We start from the raw sequence: 19,508 nt of genomic DNA on the forward strand, positions 1-19,508 counted from the left end.
ACACTAGCGAATGATTTCCCGTACATATTCCTAATTGTTCCACATGGGACAATTCTTTTAAGGATGCTGCAATAATGACAACAAACCCCTGTGAATCGCCCCTCTTTTTATTAAAGTGTTTTCGTCATAATTAAATCTACTTGCTCATCACCGCCCATAAAAAAAGAATGAACGCCAGTTTTAACGAATCCTAATCTTTTATAAAAAGCAATCGCATTTTCATTCTTTTCCCATACACCTAACCAAATTTTATTTTTATGGAGGGATTCCGCAATTTCTAAAGCTTTATTGAATAAATACTTTCCTAGGCCATTTCGATGGAATGCCTTTTTTATGTAGATTCTTTCAATTTCAAGTGTATCTTCCCCCATTTCCTCCGTTTGGGCATCATCGATATTCACCTTTAAATACCCGGCAAGGTCTCCGTGAAAATAAAGGAAAAAGAATTGTGAGGAAGGGTTCAATAGTTCTTTTTTCAATTGTGCCGGATGATAAGCTTGATCCATATAAGCTTTCATATTTTCTGGCGTATTGTGATCTTTAAAAGTATCATTAAATGTTTCATAACTAATTTCTCGAAGCTCCTGCAGATTCTCTATACTGCATGGTTGTAGGTGTATTATCATCGTAAAATTCAGCTCCTATCTTTTTATCGAGATTTTTCCTCGAATCATTTGAAAACTAATGATCGCAATCCAGATTGTAAATAACAGACCGATCACTTCATTAAAATTGTGCATATTTTGTTTTGCTTGCATTAGGAAGAACCAAGCGACGAAATAACCAAATGCCTGGATTGCTCCAACGATACACCCAAATATACCAAGCTTTTTAAAGGAATTAAATGAAAATAGACCAAGTGAATGAATAATGATCCAGCAGCTTAAGCAAAGGTTGGCTAGAATATACATACTGACCGAAAGTCCGCCTTCTAGCATGGCCCATTCATACAACAAGACAGCAAAAGAATGGGTCACCGTATCTTCCGTTGTGCGGTACAAGTTAAAAGCATATTCGACGGTCACTGCTTGAAGCATCAAGGATAAGCCATACAATATAAATCCGGAACATCCTGCAACTAATGCGATAGTATTTTTTAATCGAAACTCTTTCAATTCTTTAAAATGGACGTACAGACCAATCGGTAAAAGGACGGATAGCAACATGACTAAGGCTTTACTTCCATGGTCCAAGCCTAAAAGTCCTGGAAAACGACTGTAATATGCGATGCCTGTCTGTGCCATCGTGGCTTTATCCGTGATGGCCACAGGATTTAACTGATTAAATATAAGATGAATGACCATCCAAATTATTAGAATGGAAACGTGTATGAAACCAGCCCAACCAATTGCCTTCAAGATTCCTCCTCCTATGTCGCTTGTCTATCGCGAGTTGTATTTATTAAATATAATAGAATATCCATTAAATAAAAAAGTCCTGTAAGAAGCTTTTTATTTAATGGATATGTTAAGCTGTTCTAAATCAATTACCAAACCAAGGTTTTTCATTAAATCATAGCCAATGATTCCGTCCATCTCCACCCCATAATCCATGGAACTTAATTCAATTAATACGTTCTCTAACTTTAGGCTCTTACCTCTAAAGATTACAAATGCTTCTATAAACGGCAATTCAGCAATTTCCATAATTTTAATCATACTTATCTTATTCCCGCCCGTGTTTTTTCTTGAATATTAAGTTTCTTTCTGGAAGTATGAAAAAAAATATAATTCGCGTCTTGGTTTTTGCTTTTGTAGTTCTGCATGCCTCCGGAAAGCTTCCATCGAATCGTCAAAGTAGTCAATTACAGCTATATCATCAATCATCCGGTAGTTATTGTCTGAATGAGCCTTAATCGCTTCAAAAACAACCCATTTATTTGGATAAGTTAACCTAACCTCTTCCCATAACATGCTTTAACCTCCTTAAACAATTCATTCCTAATCATAATATTATCAGGTAATAGATAAAACTTTAAGATGAATTAATAGTTTATCAAATAATATATTTTAACTTTTGAATTCCTTTGAATTAGCATTGAGTATCTTCTTTAAAGTCGAATGGATATTTTGCAAGGTTAATAAAATAAACCCGAGCATAACAAATGTGACGATTTCTCCCGTAACGATCGAAAGTCCTGCTAATAGCACAGCATATATAACGTAAAACCAGTTATTCAAGTGCAATCACCTCCCTAATACTTTAATTATCTACAAAATGCTCTTGATTTATTAGAATTAATCAAACATCCTATTTTGAATGTATTGGGTGGACACAGTGTTCACTCGGTATCGGAGTACTAGCTACAAGTGGTCGTATCGCACTTCTTTTTGGATATTTAATAAAGCTTGTGTATCTTCTAGTTTTCCTGTTCTAACCCTGGCCTTTCCCGTTACAGCCATAGACTATTCCCCTTTTATCCATGTCTTCTTAATCTACAAGACTAGCTATTAATTCCGTATAAGTTGCTGCCCATTCTGAAAAGGATAAAGAATTATCCCAAGTAGCTGTTTTCGTTGCCTTTCCATTACCCCAATCTAAAACTCTCTGGTGTAGCATATGTACCTTTAAGCGACTCTTTATGAAATTCCTACCACTCCATCCTTCAAAATATTTGTTTAGCATATGCTTTGCAATCCCTGTTTCATTATGGTTGAGGTAATAGGTCACCATTTTAATTAAATCTGAAACCGGATCTGCAAAATAAGAATTTGTAAAGTCAAATACACCACTAATGCGCCAGCCGCTTTCCCCCGAATTTACAAGGAAGTTACCAGGCTTGAAATCTCCCATTATAAAAGTTGGTGAGTCCAGGCTATGAAAGGCTTCCTCAGCTTCGGCTAGTAGTGACCGAGACCACTCTATATCCTCATCGGTGATTGTTGAATATTTTTTCGCGTCTTCCAGCCAGAACATTATCCGCTGGAAAATCCAGTCAGTATAGGTAGGCTTAAAAGGAGTAATCTTCATTGTTTCTGTATGAAGCTCACCGAAGTCAGCTACTTTCCATTTATGGAAGATAGCTAATGTGCTAGCGATTGATTCAGCTATTTGTAATTTGTTTTCTTTCGTGAGTGTATTTTTCAGCAGTTTAGAATCAATATGCTCCCCAGGTAAGTGTGGCATAAGGGCGTAACTCCAACCGAAAATATCAGAAGAATTATCGATGAGGTAAGGGATTGGAACCGGCGTATCTGTTCTTTTCACGATATTTTCAATAAAAAACTTTTCCTCTTCCAATTGTCCGTGATAAAGCGGATTTCCTTTTAAAATAAAATCCCCTTTTGTAGAGGAAACGAACATCGTTTGCCCCATTGCACCTAGCTCTGTTTTTCTGGATGAAATGAGAGTGCCTAGATTAAATCGATCAAGCATTGCTTGAAGCTGGTTATGATGTATGGTACCGAGCTTTTTGGATGCAAAAATTATTTTAGACGTCATGTTCACTCACCTGTTATTTATTTTGTTTAAATTCCCTAGGATGGAGGGTATTTCCTGCAAATCATCGATAATAAAGTCTGCTTGCGGATGATTCCATTGATCGTCTCATTTCCAAATCGCCTTCATACCGACATATTGAGCAGCTTTCACGTCGTTTTCCGGATGATCCCCGACAAAAATACTTTCATCCGGCAAGACGTTCAGTGCCTTGAGTTTCTATTCTTTCTCTTTCCAATTCAAATTCTCGCTCCCACTCTTCCGACCACGGAATTAAATAGACTTCCCCTTTTGGTAGTCCGAGCATAGGCTCCCTCCTTACTTGGATTCGACTGTATACTCTATTTCTTCTTCAAATAACTCACCAGTCACTGTTTCCCATGCTACTGTAATTGTTATATTGCTAATCTCATCACGCAATTTGTCAACATCAAAATCAGGCAGATTGATAATTAATGGAAAAGAAGTGAAAGACTCATCTAAATCCCTGCGTTCACCGGATGCTCCAATACGAAATGATTTAGGAAAATTTATTTCATATGAAAAGTTCCGTAGTTGATCGCTGCCTAGATATTCCAACGTCCCATTCCCAATCTTTTCATGTTCACCTAGTTCATAATTTATTGTAGACTCCCATGTATCACTACTTCCTTCAGCCTTTGTAATTTGTTGTCCAGAACAACCTGTGAGCAACATTATAGTGATAAACAGTATTAAATTGAATCTGCTTTTTACCATTTTTTCTCCTTTCTTTTCCGGTCAAAAAGTCTTTGCTGGCTTAAGCGTATCTGTCCATGCTCTCAAACAGATGATTATATTCATAGGCATCATATATTACAGCGGGATATTGGTTAGTATTGTAATCGATCTTCACGGCATAATGAGAATAACTGCATTACTTGTTTCCTTATCTTGGCATCCCCCCGGATAATTATTGCTTTTTCTCTAACTCTTGCACCCTACTTTCCAATTCCATTATCTTTTCGCTTAATTCATCTGTTGGTTTTTTCATTCGTTGAGTCAATCCTCCAATTATGCCAAGTACAGCTATAATCACGATGACTAACCCTATTGCAAACATAAGGATGATCTCCATTTTATTAACTCCTTTCTGATTGAACACAATTGTTTCATGTATTCGGTAATTTCAGTCTACATGAAATGATCGTTTAAAGGAATAGTTTCTAAATGGAAAGAAAACAGAAAATGAATTTCCTCATCTAAGTTTTTCAGGATGTTACCCTTCATCAGTTCACAATCACCCCCTAAATCGGGTATAATTAGAAGTAGAATGTAGAGGAGAGTCTGTATCATGAGCTATCAAGCTTTATATCGCGTTTGGCGGCCTCAAGTCTTCGAGGACGTTGTTGGACAAACACATATTACACGTACCCTGAAGAATGCTATCCGTGAGCAGAAGTTTTCGCATGCTTATTTATTCACCGGACCTCGTGGAACAGGAAAAACGAGTGCAGCGAAGATTTTTGCGAAAACGATTAACTGTGAACAAAATCCAGATGGAGAGCCGTGCAATGAATGTAATGCATGTCGCGGGATTCAGGATGGGTCAATTTCCGATATTATTGAGATTGACGCTGCGTCGAACACGAGTGTCGATGATATTCGAGAAATCCGTGATAAAGTAAAATATGCACCGAGTGCCGTTTCCTATAAGGTTTATATTATTGATGAGGTTCATATGATCTCTGTGAACGCATTTAATGCGCTCTTAAAAACTTTGGAGGAGCCACCACAGCATGTCGTGTTTATTTTGGCGACGACCGAACCACATAAAATTCCACTGACAATCATTTCCCGCTGTCAACGTTTTGATTTTAAACCAATATCCAATGAAGCAATTGTCGGCCGGATGAAAACAATCGTTCAAACAGATGAACAGAACGTGACTGACGAAGCACTGGATGCGATTGCCCGGACGGCAGAAGGTGGGATGCGTGATGCGCTAAGTATTCTAGACCAGGCGATTTCCTATAGTAGTGAAGAGGTTACGTTAGAGGATGTGCTCGCTGTAACAGGCGGGGTTTCTCAAGGAATTTTAACGGAAATTACAAAAGCAATGGTAGAAAAGGATGTACAGCATGCAATCAAGCTGCTCGATACGATCATCCAGGAAGGGAAAGACCCTGGACGTTTCGTGTACGATCTCATCTACTTCATGCGTGATCTGCTGCTCTATAAGAGTAATCCGGACTTGGAAGGAATGCTTGAGCGCGCCCGGGTCGATGAAGCTTTCCGTGAATTGGCAGAACTAGCACCGGTTGACTGGATTCAAGAGGCGATCACCCGTCTGAACACATGCCAGCAGGAAATCAAGTGGAGCAACAGTCCGAAAGTATATATTGAAATTGCGATTTTAACGATTACGAATGGGTCTGATGCTGTAGGGAATCAAACTGCAGTGGCAAGTGATGAAGTACTTCGTTTAACCGAGAAGCTTGCACAGGTTGAGAAGCAACTTGCCCGCATGAAGGAACAGCCGCCGGTCGCTGCAAGTGAGCCGGTACCGCAGCGCGAGCAAAGACGTGCTCCGTCCCGTGGATCAAAGAGCAGCTTTAAAGTTCCAACTGAACAGATCTATGCTGTTTTAAGGGCAGCAGAGAAGCAGGAGTTACGCCAAGTACAAGGAAACTGGGCGAACTTTTTAGAAAGGCTTAAAGGCACGAATGCCCCGGCCCATGCAACGATTCAGGACAGTAAGCCAGTTGCAGCTTCACCGGACGCGCTCGTTGTTGCATTTAAATATGAGATTCACTGTAATCTTTTCCTCGATAATAGGGAATTGGTTGAATCTGTTCTCGCAAGTGTCGTAGGAAAACAGCTGCAAATTATTCCAATCCCTGAGGCAAATTGGCTGGAGGTCAGGCAAGCATTTCTCGATTCTCATGAAAAGGATAAGCCTGAGGAAAATGAAGTGAAACAAAGTGACCCGCTCGTTGAAGAAGCAAGGAAACTTGTCGGTGATGATTTATTAGAAATAGAAGAGTAAGACTCTTTTTTAAAAAATATAAGAAATGATAATGAGGAGGTATTTCCATGAGAGGAAATATGAATAATATGATGAAACAAATGCAGAAAATGCAGAAGAAAATGATGAAGGCGCAAGAAGAACTACATGAAATGACGTTTGAGGCTTCTGCCGGCGGTGGTATGGTAACTGTAACGGCAAACGGCAAGAAAGAAGTCACAGATGTAGAAATTAAAGAAGAAGTAGTCGATCCAGATGATGTTGAAATGCTGCAAGATTTAATCATCGCTGCAACGAATGATGTGTTGAAGCAAATCGATGATAAAACAGAAGCAACGATGGGACAGTTTACAAAAGGCTTAAATATGCCTGGAATGTTTTAATAAACGCGTTTCGACGGGTAATCCCACTCGTATGAATCGCTTTCGGCTTTGAAGTACCTGTTTTTACACGTCCGGCCAAGCGCCCAGCAGCTAGTAAGCTTCAAACTCGTTGCTAAACGGGTGCTTGCGTCTTTGTATTAAACAGGTGCTTTTTGCCCTTATCGTTTAGGAGGCATAATGAATGTATTACCCAGAACCGATATCAAAGCTGATGGATAGCTTTATGAAACTGCCAGGAATTGGCCCGAAAACTGCTGTTCGTCTGGCTTTTTATGTTTTGAATATGAAGGACGATGATGTCTTGGACTTCGCGAATGCATTAGTGAATGCGAAGCGCGAACTGACCCACTGCTCAATTTGTGGCCATATTACAGATAAGGAAATCTGTGCAGTCTGCTCGGATTCAAGTCGGGATGGGTCGATTATTTGTGTGGTGGAAGATCCGAAAGACGTCATTGCAATGGAGAAAATGAAGGAATTCAATGGTAAGTATCATGTTCTTCACGGTGCAATTTCACCGATGGATGGAATTGGACCAGAAGATATTAATGTCCCTGATCTAATAAATCGCTTGAAAGATGAAGAGGTTGAAGAGCTGATTCTGGCGACCAATGCCAATATAGAAGGGGAAGCAACTGCAATGTATATTTCCCGATTAGTGAAGCCATCTGGCATTCGTACGACAAGAATCGCCCACGGACTTCCGGTAGGCGGAGACTTGGAATATGCGGATGAAGTGACACTATCAAGAGCATTAGAAGGAAGAAGAGATTTATAAGATTGGGTGAAGAACATGGCAAGAAAGCTGAAAAAGAAACATGTGGATGCGGAGTTACTTGATAGTATTTTTGCTTTAGAAAGGGAATGGAAGCAAATTCGCGAGCTGGGGATGAGAAGCATCGATCGGACCTTGGAAAGTATAGCCGCAGAACGAGTCGCACAGGCAAAATACTTATACTTGCTCCGCGAAGCAAGACGCCGCAATGTAAATGCATTACATGTACAAGATAAGAAATGAACAGACGCCTGGACGTCTGTTTTTTGTTCAAAGATAAGAAACTATAAAATAAAGATGCTGTGATAACCTCACAGGTGCAGCCAGATATCTTTTCATTTGGCGTCTTGGCTGCAGAAGCATACACGCAGGGGCCCCATGTCAAGTTTTTCGGAACTCATACCGAGAGTATGTGTAGGTACTTTAATCGTTAAGCACACGGCACGAAGGCAAAAATACTCTACGACGGTGAGCATCCTGATATCCGTGGGTTTTCATACTAAAGTTAATCGAACGCGAGTTTTTTACAGATATTCCGTGGACTAACATTAAAACAAACAACAGCGAGATATTTGCTGTTGTTTGTTAACTTTTGTATTTAATCAAAAAACAAATTTTTAGTTTCGATTTTAAAGTTTTCAAATAGTCTAGAAGTCGCTATCTCGTTCTCGTTGACTAAATCAAATTGCACCTCTGCATTTTCATCAAGCGTATAAATCATTATGCGGTTTTTCATTGGATCAACAATCCAATATTCCTTAACTCCATATTCCATATAAAGATTTAGCTTTCTTACTAAGTCGTGAGATTTATTTGATGGACTTAATATTTCAATGATAAATTCTGGTGCTCCTACATATTCATTTTCAGTGAATTTTTCAGGATTACATGTCACAAATAAGTCAGGAACAACTCTTTTATTTTTATTTTTATTATTCTCGTTTTGTTCAAACATTACATCCGTTGGTGCAGAAAACACTTCACAACCGCTATTTTTTAATGAATTATGAAGTTCTCCGTGAAGAAAAGACGATATCCTTTGATGTTTTATACTTGGAGATGGGGACATGTAAATAATTCCATCAATATATTCCAATATTTTATCCGTTTGTTGTTGTTTCTCTTCGAATTCTTCATAGGTGTTGAAATTTTTGTCTGTTAAACTCAAATCAATCACCATCCTTATTTAAATTATAGCCGAATTCTTATTATAAATAAATTATATACACCTATTAATTTTGCCATCCAAAACAGGAATTTACAATGTGTTTTTAATCAAACTTTATTTCAAAGCTACAGGTGATTGGGGATGTTAAGTTATCTCAACAAGAAATCTTTGATGAATTGTTAAAAAAACTTAAATACATGGAAAGAAAAATATGATGTTAAGCGAATTGGTTTGTTTCGGTTCCTACAGCCACAAGGAGCAAAAAGATTCCAACGACATTGATGTGATTTGCGCCTTTGATCTGGAAAAGTCCCACCATTGGCAGGACTATTCGTTTGTTTTACCGCGGTATTCTTGATACAGCCAAATAACTAAGATAGAAAGTAGAATTACCGTTGTGAGTGGCACAATCCATAATCTTTCTACCGCTAGATTCCAGCCGATCAGCATAATCGCAATGGAGATGACTGGCGACATGACGTAATAGGCTTTTGACTGATAAAACCAACCATATGGAAAGAAGTGCGCCCCTGTAATAATCGCAAAAATAATAACAGCAATTTCCGTATTTGTGCCAATCGCCCAAAAAAGGATAGGAAAATAGACAAATTGAGCGATATTTAAAATTAAACCGAGGGTGCTTAAAGGATTCCCTTCTAATTTCCAATCAGCTTTCAGAAGGTGATTAAAAGCAATTGAAAGTGGGAACATAACCCCCGTCGCAAATAACATACCAATTGTTTTATAATAAATATCGAGATTTGTTAAAAAGATGACTGTGATGATCATCCAAACAACTAACCCAGCTGCTAGAAAGCCAATTCCACTTTTCCCCCTAATGGATAGCTCATTTCTTATCTCAGCGAAATTCAGAATTTCCACCTCCCACCATTGTCTGACATTCTAAGAATACCACCATAAAAGAATTATTGGAATACTCTCTATCCCTTTCACTTCTATAAATATTTCCAGCGCATATATATAAGATGACCGGGACACGGGGTCAGAGCAACTGTCCCATTTGGAGCATTAATTTTAATGTCGAAGGAGTGTAAGAAATGAGTTCAACTTTAATCATTGTCATTATGATTTCCGTTATTGTGTTGCTCCTCACCATTGGAGCACCTGTCAAGCCAATGAAAATAATTGGACAAGGGTCTGTGAAACTAGTAATTGGCGTTTTATTAATATTCTTCGTCAACGTATTCGGAGCAAACTTCGGCATCCACGTCCCAATTAACCTATTCACCGCCCTCGTCTCCGGCCTACTTGGACTATTCGGTGTCGGATCCCTCGTAGCCCTCCATGTCTTCATTCTGTAAAACTGGGACATGGGGTCAGAGCATTTGTCCCGATTCCGCCCAATTGTGTGCACATTCTATTTACCTTCTTGCCTCCATATGCCCATTTTTATTATGAAAATAGCATTTTTCACATTTTGTGAATAAGATACATGAGATTAGGAGATACTATGCTCATGGAGGTGGGGAGATGGAAGCTAAAGTGCTGAAACACTGTGGAATCTGTGAGGAAGATAAAGAGCATGGGATTCATTTATACACGATGTTTATCTGCAAGGAGTGCGAATATAATATAATCCACACAGAACCACGCGAAGAGAAATACCGTTACTATGTGAAAAAACTAAAAAATGTAAACCAGCAACAGTTATTTTCCTAGAGTCTTTGTTTTCGCAAAGGCTTTTTATTTTGCATTATTATCTAAAAGACAAAGACAGGAAACTTTTGCAAGTCAGTTATCAGCATGGTATTCTGGATGAGAGTTTTCTTTTTAACCTTCTGAATAGTCATAATTGATTTGTCCATATGAAAAAGAGGTGATTAGATGAGGAAAATTTTACTTACATTGATTGTCATGGTTACCGTGCTTTTCGGTTGTCAAAGTAATACGTCTGAGGAGCGGAATGATGGCGGTTTTCTCTGGAAAGTAGAAAATGAGGACACGACTGTATATCTGCAAGGTACGATTCATGTAGGCAATGAAGATTTCTATCCATTGAATAAAAGAATTGAGGATGCTTATGAAGAATCTGATGTTGTTCTGCCTGAAATTGATTTGAATGAGGTCGATCCTAGCATTTCTCAAACGTTGATGATGGAGCTTGCCATGTACGAAGACGGCCAGACGATAGCTGATGATTTAACCGAGGATACATATGCAGATTTAGAGGAAATCCTTCAAGAGAATGGCATGAGCATCGAAATGGTTCAGCAATTCAGGCCGTGGTTCATGGAAATGCTGCTGATGGAATTTGCGCTGGAGGAGACGGAATATAGTGCAGAATATGCGGTGGACCAATATTTTTTAGACCGAGCGGCCGAGGATGGAAAAGAAATCCGAGAACTGGAATCATTTGAAGAACAGCTCTTGATGCTATCAGGATTCTCCGATGAATTACAACTCGAAATGCTGGAAAATGCTATTTTAAATTATGATGATATGGCGGAAGAGTTAGATGAAATCACCGCACACTGGCTGAGTGGTGCAACGGAAGAATTGAGTGGAACAACTGATGTTGAGGAAACTTTTGAAGGCTATGAAGAATACATGGAGGAAATGAATACGAATCGTAATATTGGCATGGCAGACACGATTCTTGAACTGCTTGAAGAAGATAGCGGTGAAACGTACTTCGTCTTTGTCGGTGCGATGCATATGGTGGAAGAACCAAGCATTGTTTCGTTGATTGAAGATGATGGTTATGAGGTTGAACATATTTATTGAGCGGAACCCCTTTTAGACATTTTTCTAAAAGGGGCTTTTTCGTTGTTATGCAGGATTTCCCGCTTTGACGGATATGAGGATAGAATGACAATTAAATGAAGAAAGGGACAAATAGCTAGACCACTAGATCCATCAAGCACACCCCCACCCGGACCTGCTCTATGTTAAACTATACCTAACAGGAGGTACCCACCAATGAAGCAAAAAAACATCCCGATTTTACATATGCTGGAGGAATTCACCGAAACCAACCCACTTTCCTTCCATGTGCCTGGCCATAAAAATGGTGTAGTATTTCCAGAACAAGCGCAGACATATTATGAGCACATTTTGAAGCTTGATGTGACTGAACTTCCAGGCCTCGACGACTTGCACGCGCCCCAAGAAGCAATTGCTGAAGCGGAAGAGCTCGCAACTGAGTTTTTCCAAACGGATCATACCTTCTTCTTGATCAATGGGAGTACGGTAGGTAATCTTGCCATGATCCTCGCAACCTGTAAGCAAGGAGAGAAGGTCATTGTCCAGCGCAACTGTCATAAATCCATCATGAATGGCCTTGAACTCGCTGGTGCGCAGCCAATTTTTATCGCACCGGAATACGACTCAGAAGTTCATAGGTTCACAAGTCCAGCATACGAGACACTCGCGGACACACTTGCTGAATATCCAGATGCAAAAGCTGTTATTCTGACGTACCCAGACTACTTCGGACGGACGTATGATATAAAAGCAATGATTGAACTCGCTCATAAAAACGACATCCTTGTTCTTGTTGATGAAGCACATGGAGTCCACTTTAGTCTAGGAAATCCGTTTCCGTCTACCGCCTTAAAACTTGGTGCAGACGTTGTTGTACACTCCGCCCATAAAATGGCTCCAGCAATGACAATGGCTTCTTATTTACATATTAAGTCAACACGTGTCACGAAAGAAAGCCTAGCTTACAGATTACAAATGCTTCAATCAAGTAGCCCATCTTATCCGCTCATGGCTTCTCTAGATATCGCGCGCTATTTTCTTGCCAATCAGACGGAGGAAACGATTCAGAAAGCACTTACTGCCGCGGAAGAAATCAAAGCACTATTCGCATCCGAAACATTCGACAAATGGGAACTTATCCCATCCAACGATCCATTAAAATTAACAATTCAGCTGAAAGATGGGTATACTGCAAAAGAGGCTGCCATGCTCTTTGAAGCGCAAGGAATATACCCGGAGCTTGTGACGGAGCGGCAAATTCTTTTTATTTTTGGGCTTGCCCCATTTACCGAATGGAATCGCTTGAAAAAAGTCATCCGTTCTGTCAATGAAAAATTAAAAAACGAGCGAAATCATGCTACAATAGAGGTAGTAAATTTTTTTACTAGCAAATGGCAAGAATTAGCTTTGTCCTATAGAGAGATGGAAGGATTGGAAACTAAACTCATCCCCTTAGAAGCAAGTATCGGGGAAGTTGCCGCCGAGCCAGTTATTCCTTACCCGCCGGGAATTCCTTTTATATTAAAAGGAGAAGTTGTGACCCACGAGCATATCCAAGCAATCAAACAGCTCACTGCCCGTGGTGTACGAATTCAACAGCGGAATGAAGGTATCCGTATTTTTAAGTAATAACCTGAAGGAGAAAAAGCAGTGAAGGGAAAATTCATAACGTTTGAAGGTGTGGAAGGCGCGGGAAAGACGTCCGTTCTCCACGCATTAACTGATAAATTAACAGACTTGGGCTATGAGGTTGTAGCAACAAGAGAGCCGGGTGGAATTGACATTGCGGAACAAATCCGCACGATTCTCCATGACCGTGCGAACACGAAGATGGAGGAACGCACAGAAGCATTACTCTATGCCGCCGCCCGCAGACAGCATCTGGTAGAGAAAGTCCTTCCTGCACTCGACGAAGGAAAAATTGTGCTCTGTGATCGTTTTATCGATTCAAGCCTTGCCTACCAAGGGTATGCCCGGGGCCTTGGAATGGAGGAAGTGTTCCAGATTAATCAATTTGCCATCCAGGATGTGATGCCGAACCTAACATTATTATTTGATATCGCTCCAAAAAAGGGATTAGAGCGGATTGCGGCGAATAAGAATAGAGAGAAGAACCGTTTAGATCTAGAGACAATTGCTTTCCATGAAAAAGTGTATGAAGGTTATCAATTGCTTCATGAGCAGTATCCAAACCGCATTCAAAAAATTAATGCCAACCAGGCCTTCCAAGATGTTGAGAGAAGTGCATTGGATTGTATTTTAGCTTATTTAAAATAAGAAGGGAGACTAAACCAATGAAATTAATTTTTGCTGTGCTTCAAGACAAAGATTCCACCCGACTCGTTAATGCGCTGGCGGAAGAAGATTTCAAAACAACGAAACTTGCTTCAACAGGAGGATTTTTAAAAGAAGGTAATACGACTTTAATGATTGGTTGTAATGACGATGAAGTTGATGCAGCTCTAGATATTATTAAAGAAAATTGCTCCCAGCGTGAACAAATGGTTGCTCCAATTTCACCAATGGGAGGAAGCGCCGATTCATATATCCCGAAGCCAGTTAAAGTCGAAGTTGGTGGTGCAACCGTCTTTGTCGTACCGATTGAATCATTTATTCAATTCTAAAACGAACAAAGGCGCAAGCGCCTTTACAGGATAAGTCGTTTTACAAAGCCGTAAGAAGATTACTAATAGAGGCTTACTCAAAAAGTAATTCATTTGGGCTTTGCTGGGCACTGGTGCTGGACGTGGCCATTGCTCGCAATTTTAGTAATACAGAGGATTTTATTTTAAAGTAAAAGCATAAAAATGGAAGGAGTGGAGAAGGAATGAAAATCAGCCAGGAAATAAAATCGCAGACAGAAGTAAAGATCCCTAGGCCAATTCATGCGGAGACCCAGTCCTTCCAAAAATTAGTACAATCTGAATCTCAGAATTTGAAACAGCAAGAACTACAGCAATTAATACAAAACATTTCAAAGCAAGGGGAAAAATTAGCACACTACCGCACGATGCGGGAGCTTGTTAAATTTAAACGAATGATCAAAGGATTTTTACAAGAAACAGTCTCGACCGGTTATAAATTACAACACGGACATTCGTTCAGTTTCGATGGCAGCAGCCGTAAGCTGACGATTATTAAAGAGCTTGATGACAAGCTATTGGAACTCACAGAAGAAGTGATGAATCAGGAAAAGAAGACGGTAGATATCCTTGACCTTATAGGCGAAATCAAGGGTTTACTGATTAACATATATACGTAACAAAAGCGGAAGCGCCCGTTCAGCGACGTACAGATTGGACTGATCCGCAGGAGATAAAGGAAACATGCCCCTTTAGGGGTATGCCGTTGTTGGGCTTTAGACCGAATTTAAACGGCCCTCCTTTAGTTTTGAGCTGATGTTGACTTATCGACGGAGGAGAAGGAAATCTGCTAGTCGCTGGGCGCTAGAGCTAGACGTAACAAAAGCGGAAGCGCTAGATGATAAGGAAGGATACCCATGAATACTTGGTCTGAATTAACAGAAATACAGCCAATGGCAACTCAGATTCTCACAAACAGTATAGAAAAAGGCCGAATTTCTCATGCGTATCTTTTGCAAGGTGAACGAGGAACTGGAAAAGAACAGATCGCCCTTGTCATGGCAAAGAGTCTATTCTGTGAAAATAGACAAGGGGCAGAGCCTTGTAACACCTGTACGAATTGTAAACGAATCACTTCTGGCAACCATCCGGACGTTCATTGGATTGAGCCAGAAGGTTTATCCATATCGAAGGAGCAGGTGCAGCATTTGCAAAAGGAATTCTCCTACTCAGGGATGGAATCCAATCAGAAGGTGTATGTTGTTAAACATGCGGACCGGATGACGGTAAATGCAGCGAACAGTCTCCTAAAGTTTTTAGAAGAACCGAGTAAACAGACGACAGCAATGATGCTTACGGAGAACAGTGGAGCGATTCTAGCAACGATTCGTTCTCGTTGTCAGGTCATTGATTTAAAACCCCTCAATCCTATCCAATTCCGGAAACAATTGGTTACAGAAGGGATGCGGGAGCAGGATGCTACCTTGATGAGCGCTCTGACGAATAATTTGGATGATGCGTTCCAGGTTGTCCAAGACGAATGGTTTGTGGAAGCAAGAAAGCTAGTGTTACAATTAATTGAAATGCTCACCACGAATCAAGAGAATGTTTATCTCTATCTCCACAGTAAATGGCTTGCACATTTTAAAGAGAGAGATGATCACGACCGAGGGCTTGATATATTACTCCTTGCCCTGCGTGACGTCCTCTATTACCATATTGGGAATGAGGATGCGATGACCGTTTTCAAACCGGCGGATGCATTACTCGAGAAGAGCTCGATGAAATTTTCACAACATCATTTATCGAAACTGCTTGATTACGTCATCCAGGCAAAACGGAAACTCTCACAAAATGTCCAGCCTACATTAGTAATGGAGCAGCTCGTACTGAAAATGAAGAGGTGAAAAAAAATAGAATGATAGAAGTAATTGGTGTCCGCTTTAAAAAGGCGGGTAAAATATATTATTTTGACCCAGGGGAAGAACAGATTACACCGGACAGTTATGTAATTGTAGAAACAATTCGCGGGATCGAGTTTGGGAAAGTTGTTATTGCGAGTAAGCTGGTGGACGAGGAAGATGTTGTCCTTCCGCTCAAGAAAGTGATTCGAGTAGCGACCGATGAAGATAAACGCACCGTTGTCGAGAATCAGAAACAAGCCCAGAAAGCAATGGAAGCCTGTTCTGTAAAGGTCATAGAACATGAACTGGAGATGAATATGGTTGATGTGGAATATACATTTGACCGGAATAAAATCATCTTCTATTTCACGGCAGACGGCCGGATCGATTTCCGTAATCTTGTGAAAGACCTCGCAGCGATGTTCAAGACAAGAATCGAATTACGGCAAATTGGTGTCCGTGACGAAGCGAAAATGCTTGGCGGTATTGGTCCATGTGGACGAATGCTTTGTTGTTCGACCTTTTTAGGTGACTTTGAGCCGGTATCGATTAAAATGGCAAAAGATCAAAATTTGTCCCTTAATCCAGCGAAGATTTCTGGATTATGTGGCCGCTTGATGTGTTGCCTAAAGTATGAAAATGATCATTATGAAGAAGCTAAAAGAGAACTTCCAGACTTTGGCGAAACGATTAAAACGCCACACGGTAAGGGCAAGGTTATTGGTTTAAATATCTTGGAAAAACTCGTACACATAGAATTAAAAGAACAAGAACGTACGATTGAATATACATTGGATGAAATGATCGAAGAAGGAATGTTAGCGCAGGCCACAAAGTAGTGAAGAGGTGAGTGGGCGTGAATAATAGGGAAATATTTGACCAGGTTGCCGATATGGAAAAGCAAATTGGTGAACTATATGAACGACTTGGCGAATTGAAAGGGCAACTGAGTAGCGTGCTTGAAGAAAATCATCGCCTGCAAGTAGAGAATCACAATTTGCGCAATCATTTAGAGCAAACGAATCAGGAAAAAGAAAAACAGAAGCAAAACAGTAAAGATGAAGATGCGAAAGAATACTTACCAGGTGAAGGCCGTGACAACCTCGCAAGGCTTTACGATGAAGGTTTTCATATTTGTAATTTAGAATTTGGAAGTCCACGACAAAATGAAGATTGTATTTTTTGTCTGGATTTCTTTGCAAAGAGAAAATAATGAACTAGCTAAAACTGTCCTATTTTATAATAGGGCAGTTTTCTCACGGATTAACGGACTGTAATATCCCCATCCCTAAACATGAGGAAAACCCAAAATGTGAAGGTGGGGATAAACAGTCCGTAAATCCCTGCTTCTGTTCAACTAACATTCATTGGGGGAAGGAACCCCCAATGAATGAAGTTTCACTTTATCACGGATTAACGGTCTGTAATATCCCCATCCCTAAACATGAGGAAAACCCAAAATGTGAAGGGTGGGGATAAACAGTCCGTAAATCCCTGATTCTGTTCAACTAACATTCATTGGGGGGAAGGAATCCCCACTGAATGAAGTTTCACTTTCTCACGGATTAACGGACTGTAATATCCCCACTATTTATTAAGGTGTTAGCATAGAAAGGATTCAAATATGGTAAAACTATATGGTGACGAACGACTCGATTACTTATTGGCCGATGAGTCGATGAAAATTATCCAGAGCCCAACAGCATTTGCCTTTTCACTTGATGCAGTATTGCTTGCCCATTTTGCAAGTATTCCAATCAAACGTGGGACAATCCTCGATTTATGTACGGGAAATGCCGTCATTCCTTTACTATTGTCGAAAAGGAGCAATGCGAAAATTACAGGTGTGGAAATCCAAGAACGGATTTATCAAATGGCAGAGCGAAGTATTACGTTAAATAATCTTCATGATCAGCTTTCTGTCATCCACGGCGATTTAAAGGAAATGCTGCCAGTGCTTGGTCATAGCAGTTTTGATGTAGTAACGTGTAACCCACCTTATTTCCGTTCGCCAAAAGCAACGGAGCATAACGAAAATGAATACCTCACGATTGCAAGGCATGAGGTCTATTGTACGTTAGAGGATGTTGTTAAAGCATGTAAATTACACGTCCGCCCAGGCGGAAAAGTTGCAATGGTTCACCGGCCGGGTAGACTCGTCGATATTATTGCACTCTTCCGGCAGGAAAGAATAGAACCCAAACGGATCCAGTTTGTTTATCCGAAGCATGGAAAAGAAGCGAACATGCTACTAGTCGAAGGGATTCGCGACGGGAAACCGGATATCAAAATTCTTCCTCCACTATATATTTATAATGACGATGGAAGCTATACGGAGGAAGCTAGGAGCATTATCTATGGCTAAAGCACATCTCGTTTACATGTTGAAATGTAAGGATAATACGTTATATACAGGCTATACAAACGACCTTGCCCACCGGCTCATGATGCATGAATCAGGGAAAGGGGCAAAATATACCCGAGGCCGGGGTCCCTTTCAAGTGGTACATACAGAGGAATTTCCGACAAAGGAAGAAGCGTTACAACGGGAATATGAAATCAAGCAGCTCTCACGTCTTCAGAAGAAAGCGTTAATCGAGGCTAATAGAAAGAAGTGTGTGCGGAAATGATGATTCAAAAAAGCTTTGCAAATGAAATAGAAGGTGCCATTATCCTTGTTCCGACACCGATTGGGAATTTAGAGGATATTACGTACCGAGCGTTGAATACATTAAAGACGGCGACTGTTATTGCTGCAGAGGATACGCGCAATACGAGGAAACTCCTCAATTATTTTGAAATTACCACCCCACTTACGAGTTATCATGAATATACGAAGAAAGAAAAAATAGAAAAGCTGATCAACGAAGCGGAAAGAGGAGCCAAAATCGCTGTTGTGAGTGATGCGGGAATGCCTGCCATTTCTGATCCGGGTACGGATATTGTTGAAGCCGCATTGGAGCGTAATATTAAAGTCATTGTTTTACCAGGCGCAAACGCTGCCCTTAGTGCTCTTGTCGGTTCAGGACTTTCCACTAATGAATTTTATTTTTACGGATTTTTGCCACGGAAGAAAAAAGAAATGGTGGAAGTACTTGAACGGTTAAGATCAATCCCAGCAACGCTCCTATTCTATGAATCCCCATTCCGGGTAAAACAAACACTGAATGTTCTACATGAAACATTAGGAAATAGAGAAATTGCATTAGCCCGCGAACTTACGAAACGTTTTGAGGAATATATTCGTGGAACAATGGAAGAAGTGCTCACTTGGACGGAAACAAATGAATTGAAGGGTGAATTCGTCATCGTTGTAGAAGGAGCAAGTGAGGATGAGTCAGATACTTTAGGGGACTGGTGGACGGGGCTCGATATGAAAGAGCATGTCGAACACTATATGGATAAGGAAAGATTATCGAGTAAGGAGGCAATTAAGCAAACAGCAGTAGACCGAGGAATTCCGAAGCGGGAAGTCTACCAAAATTATCATATTCAGAAATAGAAGTTACACAAAAATAAAACTGGGTGCAGATTCAACCCAGTTCATT

28 protein-coding genes are annotated in these 19,508 nt (G+C 40.2%); 17 read left to right on the forward strand and 11 right to left on the reverse strand.

Annotation, left to right across the window (positions count from 1 at the left end; genetic code table 11):
* Positions 1 to 110: 110 nt before the first annotated feature.
* The 9 genes from paiA to IEX94_RS09575 form a co-directional block, all read right to left on the reverse strand.
* Positions 111 to 626 (reverse strand): spermidine/spermine N(1)-acetyltransferase, encoded by a 516-nt coding sequence (gene paiA / locus IEX94_RS09535; RefSeq protein ID WP_188856976.1) that lies wholly within the window; start codon positions 624 to 626, stop codon positions 111 to 113.
* A gap of 15 nt (positions 627 to 641) precedes the next feature.
* The gene (locus IEX94_RS09540) at positions 642 to 1,358 is read right to left on the reverse strand and encodes a hypothetical protein (protein ID WP_188856977.1); all 717 of its coding nucleotides are present in this window, start codon (positions 1,356 to 1,358) and stop codon (positions 642 to 644) included.
* Between the two features lie 93 nt (positions 1,359 to 1,451).
* Positions 1,452 to 1,658 carry a hypothetical protein gene (locus IEX94_RS09545; protein ID WP_188856978.1) on the reverse strand — a complete coding sequence of 69 codons (207 nt, stop codon included), beginning with the start codon at positions 1,656 to 1,658 and terminating at the stop codon, positions 1,452 to 1,454.
* 36 nt (positions 1,659 to 1,694) lie between these two features.
* A complete protein-coding gene (locus tag IEX94_RS09550; protein WP_229782655.1) occupies positions 1,695 to 1,913 on the reverse strand; it encodes a hypothetical protein in 219 nt (72 codons plus the stop codon).
* 96 nt (positions 1,914 to 2,009) lie between these two features.
* Positions 2,010 to 2,180 (reverse strand): hypothetical protein, encoded by a 171-nt coding sequence (locus tag IEX94_RS09555; protein ID WP_188856979.1) that lies wholly within the window; start codon positions 2,178 to 2,180, stop codon positions 2,010 to 2,012.
* A 250-nt stretch (positions 2,181 to 2,430) separates the two neighbouring features.
* On the reverse strand, positions 2,431 to 3,441 hold the full coding sequence (locus IEX94_RS09560; protein WP_188856980.1) for an aminoglycoside phosphotransferase family protein: 1,011 nt from the start codon (positions 3,439 to 3,441) through the stop codon (positions 2,431 to 2,433).
* A 105-nt stretch (positions 3,442 to 3,546) separates the two neighbouring features.
* Positions 3,547 to 3,636: an HAD hydrolase-like protein gene (locus IEX94_RS19755; RefSeq protein ID WP_229782656.1), complete on the reverse strand. Its 90-nt coding sequence runs from the start codon at positions 3,634 to 3,636 to the stop codon at positions 3,547 to 3,549.
* 120 nt (positions 3,637 to 3,756) lie between these two features.
* Positions 3,757 to 4,176, reverse strand: coding sequence for a hypothetical protein (locus tag IEX94_RS09570; RefSeq protein WP_188856981.1), 420 nt, complete (start codon positions 4,174 to 4,176; stop codon positions 3,757 to 3,759).
* Between the two features lie 193 nt (positions 4,177 to 4,369).
* On the reverse strand, positions 4,370 to 4,534 hold the full coding sequence (locus IEX94_RS09575) for a hypothetical protein (protein ID WP_188856982.1): 165 nt from the start codon (positions 4,532 to 4,534) through the stop codon (positions 4,370 to 4,372).
* Between the two features lie 216 nt (positions 4,535 to 4,750).
* Between IEX94_RS09575 and dnaX the strand changes: the two genes are divergently transcribed.
* The 4 genes from dnaX (at position 4,751) to IEX94_RS09595 (ending at position 7,825) form a co-directional block, all read left to right on the forward strand.
* Positions 4,751 to 6,445: a DNA polymerase III subunit gamma/tau gene (dnaX, locus tag IEX94_RS09580; RefSeq protein ID WP_188856983.1), complete on the forward strand. Its 1,695-nt coding sequence runs from the start codon at positions 4,751 to 4,753 to the stop codon at positions 6,443 to 6,445.
* 47 nt (positions 6,446 to 6,492) lie between these two features.
* Positions 6,493 to 6,807, forward strand: a complete 315-nt coding sequence (locus IEX94_RS09585) for a YbaB/EbfC family nucleoid-associated protein (protein WP_156855302.1) — start codon at positions 6,493 to 6,495, stop codon at positions 6,805 to 6,807.
* 181 nt (positions 6,808 to 6,988) lie between these two features.
* The gene (gene recR, locus IEX94_RS09590; protein WP_188856984.1) at positions 6,989 to 7,585 is read left to right on the forward strand and encodes a recombination mediator RecR; all 597 of its coding nucleotides are present in this window, start codon (positions 6,989 to 6,991) and stop codon (positions 7,583 to 7,585) included.
* 15 nt (positions 7,586 to 7,600) lie between these two features.
* Positions 7,601 to 7,825, forward strand: coding sequence for a YaaL family protein (locus tag IEX94_RS09595; RefSeq protein ID WP_188856985.1), 225 nt, complete (start codon positions 7,601 to 7,603; stop codon positions 7,823 to 7,825).
* A 355-nt stretch (positions 7,826 to 8,180) separates the two neighbouring features.
* Here IEX94_RS09595 and IEX94_RS09600 read toward each other — a convergent pair whose 3' ends face one another.
* Together IEX94_RS09600 and IEX94_RS09605 are read right to left on the reverse strand one after the other, a co-directional pair.
* Positions 8,181 to 8,750: a Uma2 family endonuclease gene (locus IEX94_RS09600; RefSeq protein WP_229782657.1), complete on the reverse strand. Its 570-nt coding sequence runs from the start codon at positions 8,748 to 8,750 to the stop codon at positions 8,181 to 8,183.
* 327 nt (positions 8,751 to 9,077) lie between these two features.
* Positions 9,078 to 9,632, reverse strand: a complete 555-nt coding sequence (locus IEX94_RS09605) for a DUF7010 family protein (RefSeq protein WP_188856987.1) — start codon at positions 9,630 to 9,632, stop codon at positions 9,078 to 9,080.
* 176 nt (positions 9,633 to 9,808) lie between these two features.
* Here IEX94_RS09605 and IEX94_RS09610 point away from each other — a divergent pair, with 176 nt between their 5' ends.
* From IEX94_RS09610 to rsmI, 13 genes are all read left to right on the forward strand, one after another.
* Positions 9,809 to 10,072: a pro-sigmaK processing inhibitor BofA family protein gene (locus IEX94_RS09610; RefSeq protein WP_188856988.1), complete on the forward strand. Its 264-nt coding sequence runs from the start codon at positions 9,809 to 9,811 to the stop codon at positions 10,070 to 10,072.
* A 169-nt stretch (positions 10,073 to 10,241) separates the two neighbouring features.
* Complete coding sequence (locus IEX94_RS09615; protein WP_188856989.1) at positions 10,242 to 10,430, forward strand: sigma factor G inhibitor Gin; 189 nt, start codon at positions 10,242 to 10,244, stop codon at positions 10,428 to 10,430.
* 165 nt (positions 10,431 to 10,595) lie between these two features.
* On the forward strand, positions 10,596 to 11,495 hold the full coding sequence (locus IEX94_RS09620) for a TraB/GumN family protein (protein ID WP_188856990.1): 900 nt from the start codon (positions 10,596 to 10,598) through the stop codon (positions 11,493 to 11,495).
* 195 nt (positions 11,496 to 11,690) lie between these two features.
* Complete coding sequence (locus IEX94_RS09625; protein WP_188856991.1) at positions 11,691 to 13,103, forward strand: aminotransferase class I/II-fold pyridoxal phosphate-dependent enzyme; 1,413 nt, start codon at positions 11,691 to 11,693, stop codon at positions 13,101 to 13,103.
* 21 nt (positions 13,104 to 13,124) lie between these two features.
* On the forward strand, positions 13,125 to 13,751 hold the full coding sequence (gene tmk, locus IEX94_RS09630) for a dTMP kinase (RefSeq protein WP_188856992.1): 627 nt from the start codon (positions 13,125 to 13,127) through the stop codon (positions 13,749 to 13,751).
* Positions 13,752 to 13,768: 17 nt separating this feature from the next.
* Complete coding sequence (darA, locus tag IEX94_RS09635; RefSeq protein ID WP_156855292.1) at positions 13,769 to 14,098, forward strand: cyclic di-AMP receptor DarA; 330 nt, start codon at positions 13,769 to 13,771, stop codon at positions 14,096 to 14,098.
* A 203-nt stretch (positions 14,099 to 14,301) separates the two neighbouring features.
* On the forward strand, positions 14,302 to 14,736 hold the full coding sequence (locus tag IEX94_RS09640) for a YaaR family protein (protein ID WP_156855291.1): 435 nt from the start codon (positions 14,302 to 14,304) through the stop codon (positions 14,734 to 14,736).
* A gap of 237 nt (positions 14,737 to 14,973) precedes the next feature.
* Entirely contained in the window at positions 14,974 to 15,963 is a 990-nt protein-coding gene (holB, locus tag IEX94_RS09645) for a DNA polymerase III subunit delta' (protein WP_188856993.1), read from the forward strand.
* Between the two features lie 11 nt (positions 15,964 to 15,974).
* Positions 15,975 to 16,799: a PSP1 domain-containing protein gene (locus tag IEX94_RS09650; protein WP_188857027.1), complete on the forward strand. Its 825-nt coding sequence runs from the start codon at positions 15,975 to 15,977 to the stop codon at positions 16,797 to 16,799.
* A 17-nt stretch (positions 16,800 to 16,816) separates the two neighbouring features.
* Positions 16,817 to 17,173: a DNA replication initiation control protein YabA gene (gene yabA / locus IEX94_RS09655; protein WP_188856994.1), complete on the forward strand. Its 357-nt coding sequence runs from the start codon at positions 16,817 to 16,819 to the stop codon at positions 17,171 to 17,173.
* 411 nt (positions 17,174 to 17,584) lie between these two features.
* Positions 17,585 to 18,325 (forward strand): tRNA1(Val) (adenine(37)-N6)-methyltransferase, encoded by a 741-nt coding sequence (locus IEX94_RS09660; protein WP_188856995.1) that lies wholly within the window; start codon positions 17,585 to 17,587, stop codon positions 18,323 to 18,325.
* Positions 18,318 to 18,590, forward strand: coding sequence for a GIY-YIG nuclease family protein (locus tag IEX94_RS09665; protein ID WP_188856996.1), 273 nt, complete (start codon positions 18,318 to 18,320; stop codon positions 18,588 to 18,590). The genes IEX94_RS09660 and IEX94_RS09665 overlap by 8 nt, the downstream gene beginning before the upstream one ends.
* Entirely contained in the window at positions 18,587 to 19,462 is an 876-nt protein-coding gene (gene rsmI / locus IEX94_RS09670) for a 16S rRNA (cytidine(1402)-2'-O)-methyltransferase (protein WP_188856997.1), read from the forward strand. The genes IEX94_RS09665 and rsmI overlap by 4 nt, the downstream gene beginning before the upstream one ends.
* Positions 19,463 to 19,508 lie beyond the last annotated feature (46 nt).

The organism is Oceanobacillus indicireducens (assembly GCF_014647195.1).
Taxonomy (GTDB): Bacteria; Bacillota; Bacilli; order Bacillales; family Amphibacillaceae; genus Oceanobacillus; species Oceanobacillus indicireducens.